The 20,469-nt window shown below is 45.0% G+C and carries 19 protein-coding genes; 15 read left to right on the top strand and 4 right to left on the bottom strand.

The window, feature by feature from the left end:
* The first annotated feature begins 95 nt into the window (after window positions 1-95).
* The 3 genes from J9260_RS17610 (at window position 96) to J9260_RS17600 (ending at window position 2,852) form a co-directional block, all read left to right on the top strand.
* On the top strand, window positions 96-1,364 hold the full coding sequence (locus J9260_RS17610; protein ID WP_210219006.1) for a glycosyltransferase: 1,269 nt from the start codon (window positions 96-98) through the stop codon (window positions 1,362-1,364).
* Between the two features lie 29 nt (window positions 1,365-1,393).
* The gene (locus tag J9260_RS17605; RefSeq protein ID WP_210219005.1) at window positions 1,394-2,482 is read left to right on the top strand and encodes a glycosyltransferase; all 1,089 of its coding nucleotides are present in this window, start codon (window positions 1,394-1,396) and stop codon (window positions 2,480-2,482) included.
* Between the two features lie 67 nt (window positions 2,483-2,549).
* Complete coding sequence (locus tag J9260_RS17600; RefSeq protein WP_210219004.1) at window positions 2,550-2,852, top strand: DUF2288 domain-containing protein; 303 nt, start codon at window positions 2,550-2,552, stop codon at window positions 2,850-2,852.
* A gap of 123 nt (window positions 2,853-2,975) precedes the next feature.
* Here J9260_RS17600 and acs read toward each other — a convergent pair whose 3' ends face one another.
* Both acs and J9260_RS17590 read right to left on the bottom strand, forming a co-directional pair.
* The gene (gene acs / locus J9260_RS17595; RefSeq protein ID WP_210219003.1) at window positions 2,976-4,925 is read right to left on the bottom strand and encodes an acetate--CoA ligase; all 1,950 of its coding nucleotides are present in this window, start codon (window positions 4,923-4,925) and stop codon (window positions 2,976-2,978) included.
* A gap of 150 nt (window positions 4,926-5,075) precedes the next feature.
* Entirely contained in the window at window positions 5,076-5,828 is a 753-nt protein-coding gene (locus J9260_RS17590) for a tRNA 2-thiocytidine biosynthesis TtcA family protein (RefSeq protein WP_210219002.1), read from the bottom strand.
* Window positions 5,829-6,096: 268 nt separating this feature from the next.
* Here J9260_RS17590 and J9260_RS17585 point away from each other — a divergent pair, with 268 nt between their 5' ends.
* The 12 genes from J9260_RS17585 (at window position 6,097) to J9260_RS17530 (ending at window position 18,743) form a co-directional block, all read left to right on the top strand.
* Window positions 6,097-6,525, top strand: coding sequence for a pilin (locus J9260_RS17585; RefSeq protein WP_210220832.1), 429 nt, complete (start codon window positions 6,097-6,099; stop codon window positions 6,523-6,525).
* Window positions 6,526-6,656: 131 nt separating this feature from the next.
* Entirely contained in the window at window positions 6,657-8,663 is a 2,007-nt protein-coding gene (locus J9260_RS17580) for a hypothetical protein (protein ID WP_210219001.1), read from the top strand.
* Complete coding sequence (locus J9260_RS17575) at window positions 8,620-9,564, top strand: glycosyltransferase family 2 protein (protein ID WP_210219000.1); 945 nt, start codon at window positions 8,620-8,622, stop codon at window positions 9,562-9,564. The genes J9260_RS17580 and J9260_RS17575 overlap by 44 nt, the downstream gene beginning before the upstream one ends.
* A 1-nt stretch (window position 9,565) precedes the next feature.
* Entirely contained in the window at window positions 9,566-10,777 is a 1,212-nt protein-coding gene (locus J9260_RS17570; protein ID WP_210218999.1) for a glycosyltransferase family 4 protein, read from the top strand.
* Window positions 10,778-10,781: 4 nt separating this feature from the next.
* Window positions 10,782-11,669, top strand: a complete 888-nt coding sequence (locus tag J9260_RS17565) for a glycosyltransferase family 2 protein (protein WP_210218998.1) — start codon at window positions 10,782-10,784, stop codon at window positions 11,667-11,669.
* A 9-nt stretch (window positions 11,670-11,678) separates the two neighbouring features.
* Window positions 11,679-12,725, top strand: coding sequence for a TDP-N-acetylfucosamine:lipid II N-acetylfucosaminyltransferase family protein (locus J9260_RS17560; protein WP_210218997.1), 1,047 nt, complete (start codon window positions 11,679-11,681; stop codon window positions 12,723-12,725).
* Window positions 12,726-12,729: 4 nt separating this feature from the next.
* A complete protein-coding gene (locus J9260_RS17555) occupies window positions 12,730-13,308 on the top strand; it encodes an acyltransferase (RefSeq protein WP_210218996.1) in 579 nt (192 codons plus the stop codon).
* On the top strand, window positions 13,292-14,443 hold the full coding sequence (gene rffA / locus J9260_RS17550; protein ID WP_210218995.1) for a dTDP-4-amino-4,6-dideoxygalactose transaminase: 1,152 nt from the start codon (window positions 13,292-13,294) through the stop codon (window positions 14,441-14,443). The genes J9260_RS17555 and rffA overlap by 17 nt, the downstream gene beginning before the upstream one ends.
* Entirely contained in the window at window positions 14,418-15,113 is a 696-nt protein-coding gene (locus tag J9260_RS17545; RefSeq protein WP_210218994.1) for a class I SAM-dependent methyltransferase, read from the top strand. Before rffA ends, J9260_RS17545 begins: the two co-directional genes overlap by 26 nt.
* Window positions 15,070-16,575 (top strand): MOP flippase family protein, encoded by a 1,506-nt coding sequence (locus tag J9260_RS17540; RefSeq protein ID WP_210218993.1) that lies wholly within the window; start codon window positions 15,070-15,072, stop codon window positions 16,573-16,575. The genes J9260_RS17545 and J9260_RS17540 overlap by 44 nt, the downstream gene beginning before the upstream one ends.
* Window positions 16,563-18,485, top strand: a complete 1,923-nt coding sequence (gene asnB, locus J9260_RS17535; RefSeq protein WP_210218992.1) for an asparagine synthase (glutamine-hydrolyzing) — start codon at window positions 16,563-16,565, stop codon at window positions 18,483-18,485. Before J9260_RS17540 ends, asnB begins: the two co-directional genes overlap by 13 nt.
* A gap of 18 nt (window positions 18,486-18,503) precedes the next feature.
* A complete protein-coding gene (locus tag J9260_RS17530; RefSeq protein WP_210218991.1) occupies window positions 18,504-18,743 on the top strand; it encodes a hypothetical protein in 240 nt (79 codons plus the stop codon).
* Here the strand turns inward: J9260_RS17530 and J9260_RS17525 are convergent.
* Complete coding sequence (locus tag J9260_RS17525; protein WP_210218990.1) at window positions 18,718-19,404, bottom strand: class I SAM-dependent methyltransferase; 687 nt, start codon at window positions 19,402-19,404, stop codon at window positions 18,718-18,720. The genes J9260_RS17530 and J9260_RS17525 overlap by 26 nt on opposite strands.
* A 13-nt stretch (window positions 19,405-19,417) precedes the next feature.
* Window positions 19,418-20,353: a glycosyltransferase family 4 protein gene (locus J9260_RS17520; protein WP_210218989.1), complete on the bottom strand. Its 936-nt coding sequence runs from the start codon at window positions 20,351-20,353 to the stop codon at window positions 19,418-19,420.
* Between the last annotated feature and the right edge of the window lie 116 nt (window positions 20,354-20,469).

Genomic DNA, 20,469 nt, shown 5'->3' with positions numbered 1-20,469 from the left:
TATCCCGGTGGACTGAGGAACAACAAGGCTCTATTGGTTCACATCAATAGAGCCTTTAACGTAAAAATAAATAAAATAATCAAAGGTAAACGTGTATGCGCTTTAGTATCTTTACACCTACCCACAAAGCGGATTACCTCCTAGACGTTTTTGAATCCCTTACAAAACAAACCTTTAACGATTGGGAATGGGTTCTCATCCCGAACGGTAAAAAAATCATTATTCCCAATGCTATTCGTGCCCATCCACAAGTGCGGATCATTCCAGCACCCAAAGGACTGAACAAAAAAGGCATTGGCGCACTAAAACAATTTACGTGCAGTCAGTGTGCAGGTGATTATCTCGTGGAACTTGATCACGATGACCTGCTGACACCCGATGCCCTAGCAGTCATTCACACCACTGCAATTAATACCGGCGCAGGTTTTATTTACTCTGATTTCAGCAATTTTTACCCTAATGACACATGCCAAGTTTTTGGCAATGCTTACGGCTGGCAACATTATCCGGTGCAAGTAGCAGATCGTGAATACACTGCGATGCGAGCCTTTGCCACTAATCCCAGCAGCTTGCACCAAATTTATTACGCACCCAATCACGTGCGGGTGTGGTCGCGAGAAGCTTATCTAAAAACAGGCGGGCACGACCCCAAGCTGCATGTCGTTGATGACCACGACTTACTGTGCCGCACCTATTTAGCAGGAGTGGAATTCGCGCACATTCCCCAATGCTTATACCTTTATCGCCTACAGGCCAATGATCAAAATTCTTACTTGCAAATGAATGCCGACATTCAAACCTTGCAGCATGAAGTGGCGAATAAATATATCTACCAACTGGTAATGGAGTGGTGCAGACGCAACGCTTACCCAATGGTGGATTTAAACCAAACTGCCATGATTCCGGGTTTCATCACCCTGCCCTCATCGCATGATTTCAAACACGGCATTCCTTTACCGGATAATTCGGTGGGTTGTATTCGGGCTTATGATGTATTTCAGCAGGTACGCGCCTGCCAAGGGCATGACTGTGATCACGGCACGGATGGCGAAGACTTATGCATCGTCGGTATCATGAACGAAATTTACCGCGTACTAGCTCCCGGTGGCTGGCTGTTTTGCGGCGTTCCCGCTTCAGAAATCACCCGCGACCCGGCGCAAATGGTATGGAATAACCACAGCTTCCTGCATTTCACCGATCAAAATCACGCCAAATACATTCAGGGTCTGCAATGCCGTTTTCAAGAATCACGGATCTGGCAAGCCTACGCCTCGGATTGGCACGAACAAAACGACCGCCCTCACATTTACGCCAATTTAGTCGCTCTCAAAGGGCAAGAACAACCCGGCATTATCAGTATTTAACGTTTCAAACCGTAGCGGAGTAAACCACAATGAATAACAAACCCAGTGTTTGCTTAAATATGATCGTCAAAAACGAAAGCCAAATCATCACCCGGTGTTTGGATAGCGTCAAAGACCTGATTGATTATTGGGTAATCAGCGATACTGGCTCGACCGATGGCACACAACAACTCATTACCGATTATTTTGCCCAGCATGACATTAACGGCTTACTGATTGAAAATGAATGGAAAAACTTTTCACACAATCGCAATTGTGCTCTGAACCCGGCTTTAGGTAGGGCAGGTTATATTCTGATTATGGATGCGGATGATTACCTCATCCAAGCCCCGGATTTTCAGTGGCCACCGCTGTCGGCGGGAAGTTACATGCTCAAAATGCAGCGCGGCAATACCGATTACTACAATACCAAACTGATTCGCGCGGATTTGCCTTGGCGATGGGAAGGCGTGTTGCACGAGTACTTAACTTGCGACACCGCACATGACAGCGAAAATTTAGTGGGCGAATGCCTGATTGCCTCCACCACTGAGGGTGCGCGTAGCCAAAACCCCGACAAATACCAACGCGATGCTGACATTTTAGAAACCGCCTTAGTGGAAGAACCCAACAATGCCCGCTATCGCTTTTATTTGGCACAAAGCTATCGTGATGCGGGGAATTACCCCAAAGCCATCGAAAATTACCAGCAGCGTGTCAACATGGGCGGTTGGGAAGAAGAGGTTTACCGCGCCCTATTAGAAATCGCTCATGCCAAACACGCGCTAGGCGAAGACCTTTTCAGTATTATTCGCGCTTATACGGATGCACATTGTTACCGCCCACAACGTTTGGAAGCTTTGTATTACGCAGTAAAATTATGCAGAGAACACCAATACTACAGCCTTGGGTGTCAACTGGGCTGGGAGGCACGCCACACCCCGATGAGCGAAGATATTTTGTTCGTGGAAAAAGGCGTTTATCAGTGGCAGTTTGTAGATGAACTCTCCATCTGTGCCATATACGCGCACAAAAAAGCGGCGGCGGCCGAACTCATCCATCAATTACTGGAGTCGCCTTTAACCCCTGCTTACGAACGCCCGCGTTTGCAAGCCAACTTAAGCTTCGCACGTTCCTAAGAGGCACTTGCGCCCAGCTTGCGCCAAGGTAGAATGCGCCGCACACGATTGACGAAAGGAACAACACATGGATGAAGAATCCCTACCCTTGCGGGAACGCCTAAATTTAGAAACGGCACGCATCCACTGGCGCGAACTGGAACGTTATTTTGCAAGCGGCAAAGTCATTCAGGTAAATACTGAGTTGGATTTGATTGATGTAGCGGTGTGCTTGGCAGAAGATCAGGTGCAGCCCCTGAAAGCATGGATGGCAGCACAACAAGTGCAATTACTGCCCGATGAAACGGCGAAAACTTGGGCGGAACAATTACCCGATAATCTGTGGGCGGTAGTCGTCGCCCCTTGGGTATTGGTACAAGCGCGGGCTTAAAGTCCCTCACCCCAACCCCTCTCCCGCGAAACGTGAGAGGGGTTAGACAGAAATAGATGACCGCAACCCCGTCTACTCCCCCTCTACCGCTGAGCGGGAGAGGGGGTTGGGGGGTGAGGGTTCTTATGACTTGTTTTCGCGGCAGTCGATCAGGTTATCCACTACGCTTGGATCAGCCAAGGTGGAGGTATCGCCCAGACCGTCGATTTCATTCGCAGCAATCTTACGCAGAATCCGGCGCATGATTTTACCAGAACGGGTCTTCGGTAAGCCCGGAGCCCACTGAATCAGGTTAACCTTAGCAATTGGGCCGATTTCTTTACGTACCAAATCGCCCAGTTCTTTCTTCAGCGCATCCGTACCCTCTTCGCCCGCCATCAAGGTGACGTAAGCGTAGATGCCTTGACCTGTCAGTTCGTGCGGGTAGCCAACAACGGCTGCTTCGGCGACTTTCGGGTGCAGTACCAACGCAGATTCGATTTCCGCCGTACCCAGACGATGCCCGGAAACGTTCAATACGTCATCCACGCGCCCGGTGATCCAGTAGTAACCATCTTCGTCACGACGTGCGCCGTCGCCAGTGAAATAGTAACCCGGATACATCGCGAAATAGGTTTCATAGAAACGCTTATGGTCGCCGTAAATGGTGCGCATCATGGAAGGCCACGGAGCTTTGATACACAGCAAACCTTCTACGCCATTGCCTTCGATTTCCACACCTTTGTCATCCAACAGGCAAGGTTGTACACCGAAGAATGGGGTAGTCGCAGAACCTGGTTTCAATGCAGTAGCACCCGGTAATGGGGTCAGCATGTGTGCGCCAGTTTCAGTCTGCCACCAAGTATCCACGATCGGGCAACGACCACGACCGACGACACGGTTGTACCAGTGCCATGCTTCTGGGTTGATTGGCTCACCGACCGTACCTAACAAACGTAGTTTTTCGAGTTTGGAACGGTTAACCAGCTCCTCGCCTTGCCCCATCAGCATACGGATAGCAGTTGGCGCGGTGTAGAAAATGGAAACGTCGTGCTTGTCGCACACATCCCAGAAACGCCCAGCATCCGGGTAGGTGGGGATGCCTTCAAACATCAGCGTGGTTGCGCCGTTGGTCAGCGGGCCGTACACGATGTAAGAGTGACCTGTTACCCAGCCCACGTCAGCCGTACACCAGTAAACTTCGCCGTCTTTATAGTCAAACACGGTTTTGTGGGTCATTGCCGCTTGCAGCAGGTAGCCGCCAGTTGTGTGCAATGCGCCTTTAGGCTTACCGGTAGAACCGGAAGTGTAGAGAATGAAGAGTGGGTCATCCGCTTCCATGTCTTCCGGCGGGCAATTTGCATCCGCAGCAGCCACAGCTTCGTGATACCAAACGTCACGTGCGTCGTTCCATTTAACCGGATCACCACCGCGTTGTACCACGATGCAAGTGTGAACGGTTGGGCATTGATCCATCGCTTTGTCGGCATTGCCTTTCAATGGCACTTTCTTGCCGCCGCGCATGGATTGGTCAGAAGTAATGACCACGCCGCATTCCGCATCTTGGATACGGTCACGCAGTGCATCCGGTGAGAAACCGCCGAATACGATGGAGTGCATTGCGCCGATACGTGCACACGCCAGCATTGCTACGGCTGCTTCTGGAATCATTGGCAGGTAAATGGATACGCGGTCGCCTTTTTTCACGCCACGGCCTTTCAGCACGTTCGCAAATTTAGATACTTCGGTATGCAGTTCACGGTAAGTGATTTTACGGTCTTCGTTCGGGCTGTCGCCTTCCCAAATGATCGCTACTTGGTCGCCACGGGTGTCAAGGTGACGGTCAAGGCAGTTATAAGAAACGTTCAGTTGACCGCCCTTGAACCAGTTAATGTGCAGGTCATCTGCCCCAAAGCTCCAGTCGAGTACGGTATCCCACTTCTTTGACCAGCTTAGGTATTTTTCCGCTTGTTCGCCCCAGAAAGCCGCCGGATCGTCAACCGATTGCTGATACATAGCAGCGTATTGCTCGGCATTGACGTTGGCTTGCGCCGCAAATTCGGCAGGTACTGGGAAGATTTTCATCTCTGACATTATTGTAGACTCCTCATCTCTAGTCGGGTAAAGCTTCTAACGTAGTGCGGTGCTGTGGCTGATGCCGTGATTGTTGTCGACGACTATCTTTATACAATCTATGCCAAGTGTCCAGCCGAATGGAGGAAAAAGACGGGAATTGTCAACAATTCAAGTGTTTTCCAAGCCATCACGCAGCAGCGGTTGCATCGCAGTCAACAGACTTTTGAACAAATTAGTGTTTTGTTGCTCCTCGCCTGCCAGCAGTTCTTTCATGTGTTGGCGTTGGGTTGGCATATCGAAACACATCGGGCAATTTTCCACGATCACCGGCAACGCGGCGGCTTTGGCAAAGTCCGCCGTCTGACGTTCGCGCACCATCACCAGCGGACGAATGACCCGTAAATCCCCCGCATCAATACGGTAATGGGCTTTCATGGTTTTGAGTTTGCCGCCGTGAAACGCTGACATCAGGAAACTTTCCGCCAAATCATCCAAATGTTGTGCCAGTGCCAGCACGTTATAACCGTGTTCGCGAGCGGTGCGGTACATCAAACCCCGCTTCATACGCGAGCAAAACGCACAGTAGGAATCGTTATCCATGTGGGTTTCCGCCAACTTCACGATCGGTTCGCGCACATAATGGTAGGGAATGCCCAAACTCTCCATGTACGGAATCAGCGGTGACGGGTCAAACGTGTCGGCTTGCGGGTCAATGGTGACGGCAGCAAATTCAAACTTGATCGGTGCGTGCCGCTGAAAATGATGCAAAAGGTGCAGTAACGCCAGTGAATCCTTACCACCGGACAGCCCCAGCAAAATCCGGTCGCCTTCACGGATCAAACGGTACTCGCTAATAGCTTTGCCCACTTTACTCAGCAACGATTTTGGCGGCTTGACGAACTCAACAGCGGATGACGACATTTTTACTCTCACGGCAGATACATGTCTTGCAGTATAACAAGCGGACTGGGCAGTGACAGCTTTTAACGCCTGACACAGACTGCCAGCCTGTCACAAAGTGACACACCTGTGACACAAGCACCGTCCACAACTACCATTTATCGGCAGAATCCAGCCATTCACAGGCGAAATTACCTTGGCACGCTTCCTGCAAAAGTATTTCCGTCAGAAAAATTGACTGACCCAAAATCCAAATTCAATCCTAATAACAAGGAGTTTCTCAATGAGCATGAAAGCAAAAGCCCAACAAGGCTTCACCCTGATCGAATTGATGATCGTTGTCGCCATCATCGGCATTCTGGCAGCGATTGCCATGCCAGCTTACCAAGATTACACCAAGCGTTCACACGTTACTGAAGGTTTGAACTTGGCTGCCAGCGCAAAATCTGGTGTTACTGAATTCTTTGCAGACCGTGGTGCATTCCCAACAAGCAACGTAGAAGCAGGCTTGGCTACCGCAACCAACATCGGTGGTAACTCCGTACGTTCTGTTGCCGTAGGTGCCGCAGGTGTTATCACCATTACTTACCGCACTAACGTAACACCCGGCGCAACTCTGCTGCTCACGCCAACCAATAGCAGTGGCTCTATCACTTGGAGCTGTAAATTAAACGGCACTGTAGCGCAAAAATACCGTCCATCAAGCTGCCGGACATAATACAGCCTTAGTAAAGCTGCAAGAAAGCCTCCTCTGGGGGCTTTCTTCGTTAACCAATCTAACCACGTTCATCACGGATTCACCTATCGACACCCAAACTCAGCACTTAAACTCATTATAAAAACACTAAAATGACGTATACCCACTCGAATCTCACAACCAGCAAACTGCTAGCAATCGCACTGTTTGCCTTACTGGCAATAACCCTATTTCTTTACAGTAGCGGTTTACACAGCCCCTTTATCCTTGATGACACCCCTAACCTAAGCAGCATGGGACAACATGAGCGATTAGGTATTTGGCACGACCTCGCCCTGTATATTTTAAACAGCAATACAGGCCCCACCGGAAGACCCATCAGCCTTGCCAGTTTCTACATCAATGACTCAAGCTGGAGCGGCGCGGTTGCCGCAGACTTCAAGTACACCAATCTGATGCTTCATCTACTGAATGGAGTCTTATTATTTTGGCTTTCCATGAAATTGGCAGCATTAACTTCACTGACAGACAAAGCTAAAGCAGGATTGGCATTCGGTGCAACGGCACTATGGCTATTACATCCCATGCAGGTGAATACCGTGCTGTACGTTGTTCAACGCATGACGGAACTCAGTGCGTTATTCACTTTGACTGGCCTGTTATTTTATTTACACGGTCGTAAACAGCTTGCCACATCCCCTGTGAAAGCTTGGGCAAGCTTAGTTCTGGGAGTTGGATGCAGTTTACTACTGGCAATGCTCAGTAAAGAAAATGGTATTTTGCTGGTGGTTTACATCTTGGTGGTGGAATACTTTTTGTTACGCCCCCTGAATGCGTCCGCAGCACCCGGCCTGATAAAACCTTTATTGCTGATGGTATGGCTGCCCTTCGCAGCATTGGCTTTTTTCTTGCTCTTTGTTGTCACACAAACAAAAAATTATGCGGAACGCCCGTTTACTTTGGAAGAACGCTTACTGTCAGAAACGCGGGTGTTATGGGATTACATCGCCAACATCCTGCTACCACGTTTAAATGGCAATACCTTATTCCATGATGATTTCGTGACATCCACGAGCTGGCTTACACCGCATACCACCCTGCCTGCCGTATTGGGTATTATCCTGCTGATATTAATTCCGTTTCTTATCCGCAAATCACAACCTGTTACCGCTTTTGCGATTGCTTGGTTCTTGGGTGGGCATTTATTAGAGTCCACCACCATCGCATTAGAGCTTTACTTTGAACACCGCAACTACCTGCCGCTGTACGGTTTTGCCTTTGCCATCGCTTACTACCTATTGTTAGGCATTCAACACTTGCCGAAATTGCAAATGGTATTCAAAGCCACCTTTGTCGTTTACTTGCTGCTGTTGGCGGGCATAACATTCCACAATGCCCAACGTTGGACTAACCCAACAGAGATGGCATTGAGTTGGCTGGAACAACATCCACGCTCCCAACGCACTTTAGAAATGGTGGAAAGCTTAGTCGGTGAGCACCTCGCCCCTGAAGTACGGCAAAACTTACAAACTCAACTCAAACAATCTAGCTTAGATAGCAACACCTCATCTTACTTGATCATCAAAAAACTCATTGATGAGTGCCAAACGGCCTCTATCACGCCGCAACATCTTGAAACAGCATTAACGGAACTCCAAACGGCCGGATATGTCGATGTAGCATCTGAACTGTATGCCAACCTTGCCGCTCAATGGACAGAACATCAGTGTCAACAACAACTGACCGCTAACAATATGCTGAAATTCAGCCATGATCTGCAACAAATTGCCGGGTTACAGAAAGGTCATATGCCCTACCTATTAGCCTACTGGCAAGCACAGATTCAGCTAACTCAAGGTAATCTTGAAGAAACCATGCAACACATGGAGGCTGCATACGCGCTACGCCCGGACGTTGATTTGATGCTATTACAGGCCACGTACTTGGCTTCCGCTGGGTTAGTAGAGCAAGCCATTAATAAACTGGCACAAGCAGAACATGACTTATGCAACCATTGGCGTTCATGCCTCATATTAAAAGTCCGCCAGCCTGACATTGATAATATGAAGGCCGTGCTCGAACAACGATTACAACAAGAAATAAAGGTGACGAAGCATGAACAAGCCAAACTTGTCGATTATCCTGCCCGCCAAGAATGAGGCAGACGGCTTAAAAAGCTTTCTCCCGCGCTTGCGTAAGCAATACCCTGATGCAGAAATCATCGTGGTCAATGATGGCTCGACCGACAACACTGCGGAAGTCTGCCTTTCCAATGGTGTTTTCGTCGTCACTCACCCCTATAGCATGGGTAATGGTGCAGCGATCAAAAGCGGAGCGCGTCACGCTTCCGGTGAAATTCTGGTGTTTATGGATGCGGATGGGCAACATCAACCGGAAGACATTCCGCGCTTGCTGACTCACATCCACAACGGTTACGACATGGCGGTCGGAGCGCGTGATGGCGACTCGCAAGCCTCCAAAGCACGCGGTTTTGGCAACGCACTGTATAATCGCCTCGCGTCTTACATGACAGGGCATACGGTGAAGGATTTGACCTCTGGCTTCCGCGCAGCACGGGCGGAAAAATTCCGCGAATTCCTGCATTTACTACCGAATGGTTTTTCCTACCCCACCACTTGCACGATGGCGTTTTTCCGCTCCGGCTACAGCGTGGTGTATGAACCTATCACCGCGCCAAAACGCATTGGCAAGAGCCATTTGAACATTACCAAAGACGGTTTCCGTTTCCTGTTGATTATTTTCAAAATCGGCACATTACATTCACCGCTGAAACTGTTTTTACCGATTAGCCTGAGCTTTTTCGCGCTGGGCATGGCGTATTACCTCAACACCCTGATTAGCGTGGGGCGGTTCACCAATATGAGTGCATTGCTCCTATCCACCTCGGTGCTGATTTTCCTGATTGGATTAGTGTCGGAACAAATCACCAGCTTAATTTACAACCAAGGCAATACCGCCACGCCATTGCCGTTGGGTGGAAAAATCGCAGAAGACGCTTGCGATGAACGCGCACCCCACACCGCTCAACCGGTAGCCTGAAATGGCAAGCAAGCCTACGTTACTCGTCACCACCTCCACCTTTCCGCGCTGGAAAGGCGATAGCGAGCCGCGTTTCGTCTATGACCTCAGCCGCCGTTTGACGGAAACGTTTAACGTGGTGGTACTTGCTCCTCATGCTGCGGGTGCAAAAGTGGATGAAATGTGGGACGGAATGCAGGTTTACCGCTACCGTTACGCGCCCACTGCGTGGGAAACCTTGGCTTACAATGGTGGGATTTCAGCCAACCTGAAACAAAACCGCTGGAACACCTTGTTGTTACCGCTGTTTTTTATCGGACAATGGTGGGCATTGCGTAAGCTACTAAAAACTTATCCTGTTGACACCCTACATGCGCATTGGCTGATTCCACAAGGTTTGGTCGCGGCTTTAGCGTTATGGGGGAAAACCACCAAACCAACATTGATTTGCACCTCACACGGTGGCGATTTATTTGGGTTGCAGGATGCCATCAGTACCCGTTTGAAACGCTGGGTGGTGCAACGTTGCCAAGCCGTCACAGTGGTCAGCCATGCCATGCTCGCCCCCATTCAGGCATTAGCTGGTGCAAATCCACCACCAGTCAGCGTCATTCCAATGGGGACAGATTTACAGCAAACCTTTATCCCCAACCCACAAGTGAGTCGCGCAGCTAATCAATTGCTGTTTGTCGGGCGATTAGTGGAAAAAAAGGGCTTGCCGTATTTGCTACACGCTTTGCAGCAATTATTACCGACTCACCCCGATTTACAATTGGTGGTAGCAGGCAGCGGCACGGCACTTGTCGACCTTATGCAGTTAAGCGAAACGCTCGGCATCAGCCAACACGTGACCTTTTTAGGCAGATTGGAACACTCTAGCCTCGTGCGGCTATACCAAACCTCAACGCTGGCGGTGTTCCCGTTCATCCAAGCAGCGGATGGCGATATGGAAGGGCTGGGTTTGGTGATGGTGGAAGCGATGGGCTGCGGTTGCCCGGTGATTGCCAGTGATTTGCCTGCGGTGCGGGATGTGATACGCCACGCGGAAACGGGATTGCTGGTGGAAGCTAATAACAGTAACCTTCTGGCTGGTAGCATAAAGGCATTGTTAAATGAACCAGAACGAGGCAAACAATACAGTAGAAATGCATTATACCAAACAGTACATCAATTCGACTGGGCAAATTCAATACAATCTTATACTTTACTTTTAACCTCATCTACTGGCAGGTAAACCCATGACAACAGCTCCTATTGTTTCCGTTATTATTCCAGCCTATAACGACCAAACAGGTTTGGATTATTGTTTAGACGGGTTAAAAAATCAGACCTTTCCATGCACTGATTTTGAAATCATTATCGTTGATAATGGTTCAATGCCAGCCTTACACACAAAGCATCACCCTGATTTAAAAACTGTGCTAATTGTTTGTAACACCAAGGGTTCATATGCCGCTCGCAATGCAGGCATTACTGTAGCGCGTGGAGAAATCCTCGCTTTGCTGGATGCCGATTGCAAACCTATAGCTGAATGGCTAACACAGGGTGTTGATGCTTTAAATAATGCCCCCTCAAAAGCCATTATCGGTGGAGAGATCTATTTTTCCCCCTCATCAAACCCAAGCACTACCGAACAATACCAATTGCTAACAGGCTTTGGTCAAAGGGAAAATATTTCAACTAGCTATTTTGCAGCCACTGCCAATATATTGGTAAGACGGGAATCAATTGAAGAAATTGGCTTTTTTGATGAACGGCTGCTATCTGGTGGGGACAGAGAATGGTCATGGCGGGCACAACAGTATGGTTTTCAGCTAATTTATTGCCCAACCGTATTGGTGCATACCCATCCGCGCACGACGTTACAGGGAGCAATTAAACAGACCCGCCGGGTTGCGGGAGGTCGTTACCAAATTAAACAGCTTCGTCTAATGGAGTCAGTTGAATCTATCAGTCGCTTATCGCCCCGTCGGAGCGTATGGGAAGCCACACACTGGCTACTGACACGACCACAACTGAGTATATTCCAACGCATAAAGCTACTGGGCCTGGCATCCTTGTTGAAATTGACCCACACGATCGAAACCTTACGCCTCCGACTGGGCACAATGCCCGAACGTTGTTAGGGGAACATGATGTCTAATTCCACTATCTTACATATCATGGAGGATGATAAATTCATCGAGCCATTTATTCGGTTTGTTGAGGATCATCACAAACCACAAGTTCATCACTTCATTATTTCTGGAAAGAATCCACACTCCACACTACGCGCTCGAAAAAACCTGACCACCATTCATGGAATGCAGCAAACATTGCGCTTACTTTTTTCTATTGCCAGCAAAGGACTTATAGCCAATAAAATTATTTTGCATGGCTTACACAATAAAAGGCTGATTCTGTTGATTTCGCTTATGCCTTGGTTGCTGAAGAGAAGTTATTGGTTTATATGGGGAGCTGATCTATATGCATTTCAGACAAAAGATCATACTTGGCGCAATAAAGTAGATGATTTTCTACGCCGCTGTACCATACCTAAAATAGGCCATCTCGTTTCTTATTTACCCGGCGATATTGCATTGGCTCGTCAACACTATCAAGCTAAAGGCATTTACCACGAATGCTTGCTCTATCCTAGCAACATTTGTAACGCATATGAGCTACCAAAAAAAGAAGATCTCAATACACATATTCTTATTGGAAACTCCGCCACCACATCTAATAACCACCTTGAGATTTTTGAGAAAATAAAGACTCTGAGGCAAAATAATTTAATTTTACATTGCCCATTATCCTATGGAAACCAGCACTATGCCCTTCATATTGCAGAGCAAGGAAGAAAGCATTTCGGCGATAACTTTAATGCCCTATTAAGTTTCATGGACTTCAATAGCTACCTAAAACTATTAGGGAGCATTGATGTCGCAATTTTTGCTCATGCGAGGCAACAAGCCATGGGCAACATAATAAATCTTATCGGCGCAGGAAAAACAGTATTTTTGAGAGAAAATACATCATCATGGGCATTTCTCAATCAAATGGGATTTTATATAAAAACATTTGAAGCTTTCAACTTTGAAAAAATCACACAAGCTCAAGCCGAACATAATCAACAACTGGCAGTAAATATTTTTAGCAGCAAAAATCTATCCTTACAACTAAGTCAATTATTTGATAGGTAAACTTATGCCCTACTATACCCAACCAGAACTAGAGAATCTCGGATTTAAGTCACTAGGTAAAAATATCAAAGTCAGTACATTAGCCAGCATCTACAACCATGAACAAATAATACTTGGCGACAATAGCCGAATTGATGATTTTTGCTTGCTTTCAGGAAAAATTAAAATCGGCAATTTTGTACATATTACACCCTACTGCCTATTGGCTGGAGGAGAAAAAGGAATTACAATAGAGGACTTTTGCACACTTGCTTACGGCGTAAAAGTCTTTACACAATCGGATGATTATAGTGGAGTCACCATGACCAACTCTACCATTCCAAAAAAATATAAAAAAGAATTTAAAGCCATTACATATATTAAACGCCATAGCATTATTGGAACTGGCGCAACTATTATGCCAGGTGTCACCTTAGAGGAAGGAACATCTATTGGGGCAATGGCACTCGTATTAAATAATACACAACCTTGGAAAATATACACAGGCACTCCAGCAAAACCTCTAAAAGCAAGAAAAAAAGATCTACTAAAACTAGAAAAAGAATTTTTATTTGAGATAAATCAACATGATTCCATTCAATAGACCACCATTAACTGGTAATGAAGCAAAATATGTTTTGCAAGCGATACAAAGTGAAAAAATATCAGGAGATGGGCAGTTTACTTTAAAGTGCCATGCATGGTTTGAAGAAAAGCTAAGTTGTGCCAAAGCATTGCTCACACCTTCTTGCACTCATGCGTTAGAAATGGCAGCATTATTGCTTGATGTCAAACCCGGCGATGAAATTATCATGCCTAGTTACACATTTGTCAGTACTGCCAATGCCTTTGCTTTACGGGGAGCGACTATTGTATTTGTTGATATTCGACCTGATACATTAAACATTAATGAGAACCTCATTGAGCAAGCGATCACATCACGAACAAAAGCTATCGTCGTAGTCCATTATGCTGGCATAAGCTGTGAAATGAATACTATTATGTCTATTGCCATAAAGTATAAATTGTTCGTCATTGAAGATGCTGCCCAAGGCATGATGTCTACTTATGATGGAAAACCATTAGGAACATTTGGGAACATGGCAACTTACAGCTTCCATGAAACCAAAAACTACACTAGTGGTGGCGAAGGTGGATTACTTATAATCAACGATCCTGAATTTGTTAGTCGTGCAGAAATTATTCGTGAAAAAGGCACGAACCGTAAACAATTTTTTCAAGGAATAGTAGACAAATATACTTGGGTAGATATTGGAAGCAGCCTCTTACCTAGCGAATTACAAGCTGCTTACCTATGGGGGCAATTGGAAGAATGTGAAAACATCTTATCAAACCGCATGAAAACATGGAATAGTTACCATAGTGCTTTATCTGAGCTAGAAGAAGATGGTTATCTTCGCCTTCCTTCAGTTCCCAAAGAATGTAAGCATAATGCCCATATGTTTTATATTCAGACAGAACATAGAGAAACACGCACAAAATTATTGGAAAAGTTCAAGGAACAATCCATTTTAGCTATTTTTCATTACATTCCTCTACATAGCACAATGGCTGGTATAAAATATGGTCGATTTAATGGCGAAGACCAATACACAACAAAAGCAAGTCAGTGCATCATTCGCTTACCCTTGTTTTATGGCTTACAGAAAAATCAACTAAATAAAATAACCTCAACTATTGTAAATTTTTATCATGATGCCATCGCAACAACATCCTAATCGTCAAGCACATAATTGGCTAATCTATAACATTAGTGATGCTCTATTATTAAAAAACACCTCAATTATAAAAGGGGTACTATTAGACTTGGGGTGTGGCAAAAAAACGCCCTATAAATCTTTTTTTATGAAGTATGCAGCAACATACATAGGCATGGATTGGCAACAAGCACCCATTGAAAACATAGATATAGTAGCTGATTTAAATAAGACTTTACCACTAACCGACCATTGTGTTGATACAATAGTATCTCTTTCAGTACTTGAACACATTAAAGAGCCTCAACAATTAATCGATGAAATGTTCCGTTTATTAAAAAATGAAGGCAACTTAATCATTCAAGTACCTTGGCAATGGTCACTGCATGAGATGCCTCATGATTACTTTCGTTACACGCCATCTGGCCTATATTACCTATTGCAAAAATCTGGATTTTCAGAAATAAAAATTACTGCCCAGTCAGGAATTTTTACAACGATTATATTAAAAATAAACTACTTTATTAAACGTTTTATCCCTAAGGGAAAGTATTCAAGTCAACTTATACATTACACTTTTCTTCCATTTTGGTTTTTTGGGCAACACCTTGCTCCTTTACTGGATAAATTGGATAGAAAATGGAGTTATGAGAGTTCCGGGTATTATCTTACTGCAACAAAAAATAGCTAACAAAATGTTGAAACAACGCATTTTTACCGGAATCAAATGGAATACCCTTGCATTCACAAGTCGTGCAAGTAATCAGATTTTTCAGTTATTATTGATAACCCATTATTTATTGCCGAGAGATATGGGAGTACTAGCCATAGCTTTTGCACTATTTTCTTTTATTCAAAGCTTTTCAGATGGAGGAGTAAGTCAAGCTATTTTTCACTATCAACAACTCCGCAATGAACAACTTCGCCAATTATACTGGTTTAATTTACTGATTGCTGCATTACTAGCCGCCTGCTTGATACTCCTATCACCACTTGCTGCATTACTGTACCAATCACCTGAACTATCGAGTTTAATAACCATCTTGGCTGTCATTCTGATTATCAACGCATCATCACAACAACTTAAAATATTAGCCCAAAAAAACTTAAACTTCTCCATACTGGCAAAAATAGAAATTTTTAGCAACACTAGCGGTTTACTATCAACCTACATTGGATTATCTTTAAACCTAGGCATTTATTCACCTATAGTTGGATTGTTAACAACAGGAATATGCACCTCTGTTTCTTCTTGGATTTTCATAAAGCCCGAATGGAAACTTCGAGGACAAATAAATTTCAAATCCATTCAAGAACCAATTTATTTTGGCAAGAACATTTTAATAAGCAATCTAATAGATACGTTAAACTCAAGATTGGATGTGTTACTAGGAGGAATATTACTAAACCATGTAGGAATTGGGCTATATAGCCTTGCCAAAGATATTAATTTGCGCATTTCTAGCATTATAAACCCAATTGTAACGCAAACCACATTACCTGTAATGGCAATACTTCAGAACAACCCATTAGCGTTACAATCTTTATACTATCGAACTTTACAATTGACCAGTTCTATTAGCATTCCAATTTATGGGATAGTTTTCCTTCATGGACATGACATTATAACGCTCTTATTTGGAGAAAATTGGCTTGCCATGTTGCCACTCCTAAAAATACTAAGTTTATGGGGAATGTTAAATGCCATAGGCAATCCGATCGGCAATTTATTAATTGCAAAAGGCGAAACACTACTAGCGGTAAAGTGGAATATTGGCTTGGCATTTTTCACTATCATCATGGTAGCTATTGGCGCAAGCTTTAATGTATTTCAACTAGCCTTAGCCATTACTTTACTATTTTCATTAAGCTACATCCCAAGCTGGTATTTTCTAGTAAAACCGTTATGTGGTCTAAGCTTCATGAATTTCACCAAAGCATTATTTACCCCCCTAGTCTTAGCTATAATTAGTGGATTTATTAGCCACACACTGACCTTTGACATTAAAGCAGAAATCATCCATTTAATAGTTGGAATATTAATTTTCGGAACAACCTACATAATGCTTAGTTATCGCTATAATTCTTACTGGCTACATATAGCACGAGACTTTATTATTCACCATAAAGGAAAAAAAATATGTGTGGCATAGCAGGTTACAGCCTTTCAACCATGAAAAATACGGTTTTTGACCTTAAAACGCTATCTCATCTTATTGCACATCGAGGTCCAGATGATGAAGGCTTTGTGCTAATCGACCGTACACGACAAGAACATTTCAGTTATGCTTCATCTCGTAGTCCATCCACTATAAAAAATATCCTACAAGAGTGTCCACCATCAGATTGTCCTCCACACAATATTGGTATGAGTCATGTGCGTTACTCAATTATTGATCTATCGACTGATGGACATCAACCCATGTGGAGTCAATGCCAATCCGTTTGCCTTACTTTTAATGGAGAAATTTATAATTATATTGAGTTACGCCAAGAGCTAAGCAACAAAGGGTATGTTTTTCTAACAAAAACTGATACTGAAGTCTTGCTTGCTGGCTATTTAATATGGAAAGAGCACGTTTTTGAACGTATAAATGGTTTTTTTGCTATCGCACTTTATGACAAGAAAAAAAATTCCATATTACTAGCGCGTGACAGAATTGGCAAGGCTCATCTATATTACGTAAAAAAAAATAATCATTATTATTGGTCATCAGAAATAAAATCATTATTAGGGATAAATATCATTAGTCGAGATGCCATACGTCAAGAAGCCATTCAGGATTTTGTCATACATGGGCAGCGTGATACCAATGGAACTTTCTGGCAAGGTATTTATGATTTCCCTCCAGCTCATTATTCATGGATTCAACATGACCAACCTTTCCAGCCTATTCGCTATTGGCAATTACCTGAACAGCGTCAAACATCCAATGAGATAGGAAGACAAGAAGCAAGTGAAGAATTAAGGCATCTACTACAAAACGCATTAACTCTGCGGATGAGAGCCGATGTAAAAGTTGGCTTTGAACTGAGTGGTGGTTTAGACTCCTCAGCTCTAGTTGGTATTGCTTGTGGCATGATGGGACAAACCATTGATGCTTATACAATCAAATTTAATGACCCATCCGCAAATGAAGAAGGCTATGCCAGACAGGTCGCTCAACATTATCCAAAGCAACTAAACTACCACGTAATTGAACCACAAAACACGGATTTTTGGGAGGAAGCTAATTATTTTGTTGATTTGCAAGAAGAACCCTTTCACTCCCCTAACCTGCACACCAATCAAACATTAAGAAGGCATTTAAAAAAACAGGGTATTCATGTGGTTATCACAGGAGCTGCCAGCGATGAATTACTAGCAGGCTATGCCAGTGAATACCAAGGCGTATATTTAAAATATTTATTGAAAAACCAGGAGTATCAAAATTTTTATCAAGCATTAATGCATAACAATGAGTCAACCATGACATATGGATTAAAAAAATTAGTCATGAGTCAATTTAACGATAATACCATTAATCAAGTAACTACACTGCTTTCACCTGCCAGACATATTTTAAGAAATACCACATCAGCAACCCGTTTCCCTATGGCTGGAAATACTTTTAATCAACGTGTTATGGCAAACATGACATACCGCATGATGAACTATTGGTTACGTTCCAGCTCCAAATCTGATTATGGAATACCTATTGAAACCCGCTCACCATTTCTTGATTACCATATCATTGAATACTGTATGCAACTTCCGCCTGAATACTTGATTCATCAAGGTTGGCAGAAGCATATATTACGTTTAGCCGTAGAACCATTGCTGCCGTCAAGTATAGCTTGGCGTAAAATTAAAATGGGATTTCCCTTTCCATATAAAACATGGTTAACACAAAATAAAACAATTTTCCTCGAAAAAACAAAAGACATTGATTGTCCATTTATTGACATCAAAAGCCTATACTCTCGTTATGATATACTCGTAAGAGATGCTCCTATTTTACTGTGGCGTATATTTTCCACTTTATTGTGGTGGAAAAAGGTAATTGAACAACGCCAATTATAAATGTAACCGTTCACCAACTTGCAACACACATGGGAAGATGCTGGCATCCAATCCGCCACACAACGTCTTGCCGCTTACGGGCAAGACGACCATGTACGGTTGTTTGGACAGGATATTTTCGCGATATTTGAGGCTGCGGGCTTTGCCTCCCAATGCCGCGCCCACGCTGAGCTGCTGCCCGATCATTGCCCCACAACTTACGGGGTAAATCGTGACGAGCCTTTCATGGCATTCAGCAAGGTAACACTGCCTCCATAAAAATGCGGGCTTGGAAATACTTCCCCACCCAAGGCAGCCCTGACAACCCGTGTAAAAAACGCAAGATATTGTAGTGGGGCAACAGGTGTACCGCACGGGCGTGGAAACCGCTTTTCTCGACCAAGCGGACATTGTGTTCCGGCGTTCGCACCGCAATATGCTCAGGGAACTGCTTGACGATAAAATTCCGTGCTTTCATTTGCTCCAAAAAAAACGTGGCATTGGGAGTATGCAAATACAACCGACCGCCCGGTTTCAGACTGGTTTTTATTGCCTTTAATAGCATTACCCAGGCTTCGTCATACACGTGTTCAGAAAAATCCATCGCAAATGCCACGTCAAACTTTGCAGGATTTTCAGCACAAAAGTCGATAATGTCGGCACACACAAAATACGCCCCTGCCACACCGCTAGCGGCTTGACGTGCTTGTGCCGCGGCGATGAAATCTTGGGAAAAATCCACCCCAGTATAGGATTGCACCCGCCCCGCCACCATCGGTAGCAACATCCCATTTCCACACGCAAAATCCACCACATGATCAATGGGTTGCAATTTCATGAGTGGAACTAGGCGTGCCAAACGCTGCTGGGACTGTTGCGCCCCAAAGGCTTCCACATAGGTCTTGCCGTATAGCTCTTTTAATTCTTGTTCGGTCAACATTTTATTGTCCTGATTAACCTATTTCATTAAACAACGCTTGGTACGCCGCTACAGTAGTTGTCAACCTAAACCGTGTTTCCACTTGGGCGCGATTGAATGCCCCCATGCGTAAACGTAAAGCTGCATCTTCTGCCAGTGTCTGGATCGCTGCGGCAAAGGCTCCCACATCCCCCACCGGACACAAAAAACCACCCTCACCGTGGACAATTTGCTCACGCAACGCGGGCAAATCCGATGCCACTACGGGCAAACCACTCGCCATTGCCTCTAACACCGCAATGCTGTGCCCTTCAGTCACACTGGGTAATAATAAAATGTCCATGCTTTGGTAAAGCTTGGGCATCGCTGAGTGCGCCACACGCCCCAATGCCCGCAAACGGGGATGAGAACCCACCGCCGCTTGCTCTTGTAACCCTGCGGTATAATGGACGCTGATGGATTCATCCAAACCCGCCAATATCGGCAACAGCCACTGCACCCCTTTGCGGCGTTTCGCATTACCACTGAACAGCACCCGGATTTCCCCATCTTCGCGCGGCTCAACCGGCACAAACAGGGTTTCATCTACCCCGTTGTAAATGACTTTTATCGGTTGGGTAATGCCGAAAGCCTCTCCCAAAGCTTCAGCAGTAGCATGGCTGACAGTCGTCAAAACATCTGCTCGCCGCGCAGCTTGCTGATACAACCACCACAAATCAGTCTTAGCATGGAGATTTTGCAATAGACTGCTGTATGGATAAACCGCTTTATCCAAGGTAAAACCGTGCGCCGTAACCACTAAGGGCGCACCTTTACGCTGATGGAAAATTGCTGATTCCGGCACGGCATGAATAAGTCGCGCAGGTAGCTTACGCCCCAAGGGATAGTATGACGGTGGAAAATAGCTACGTTTCGGTGAATATGGCAACAACTGATAGTTAGGCAACCGCTGAGCCAATTGTGAATGCACTACAAACGCACCATTACCCCTTGGTACTGGACTTAGAATCATAATTATTGCCCATCTCGTCATTCGTCGTATCTACATGGCATCACTCGTTAATGTAGTGATAGCATCAGCTAATG

It is taken from the genome of Thiothrix unzii, from assembly GCF_017901175.1.
GTDB classification, from domain to species: Bacteria; Pseudomonadota; Gammaproteobacteria; order Thiotrichales; family Thiotrichaceae; genus Thiothrix; species Thiothrix unzii.
Note: the sequence above shows the minus strand (reverse complement) of the source record. Positions and strands in the feature narration are given on the sequence as shown.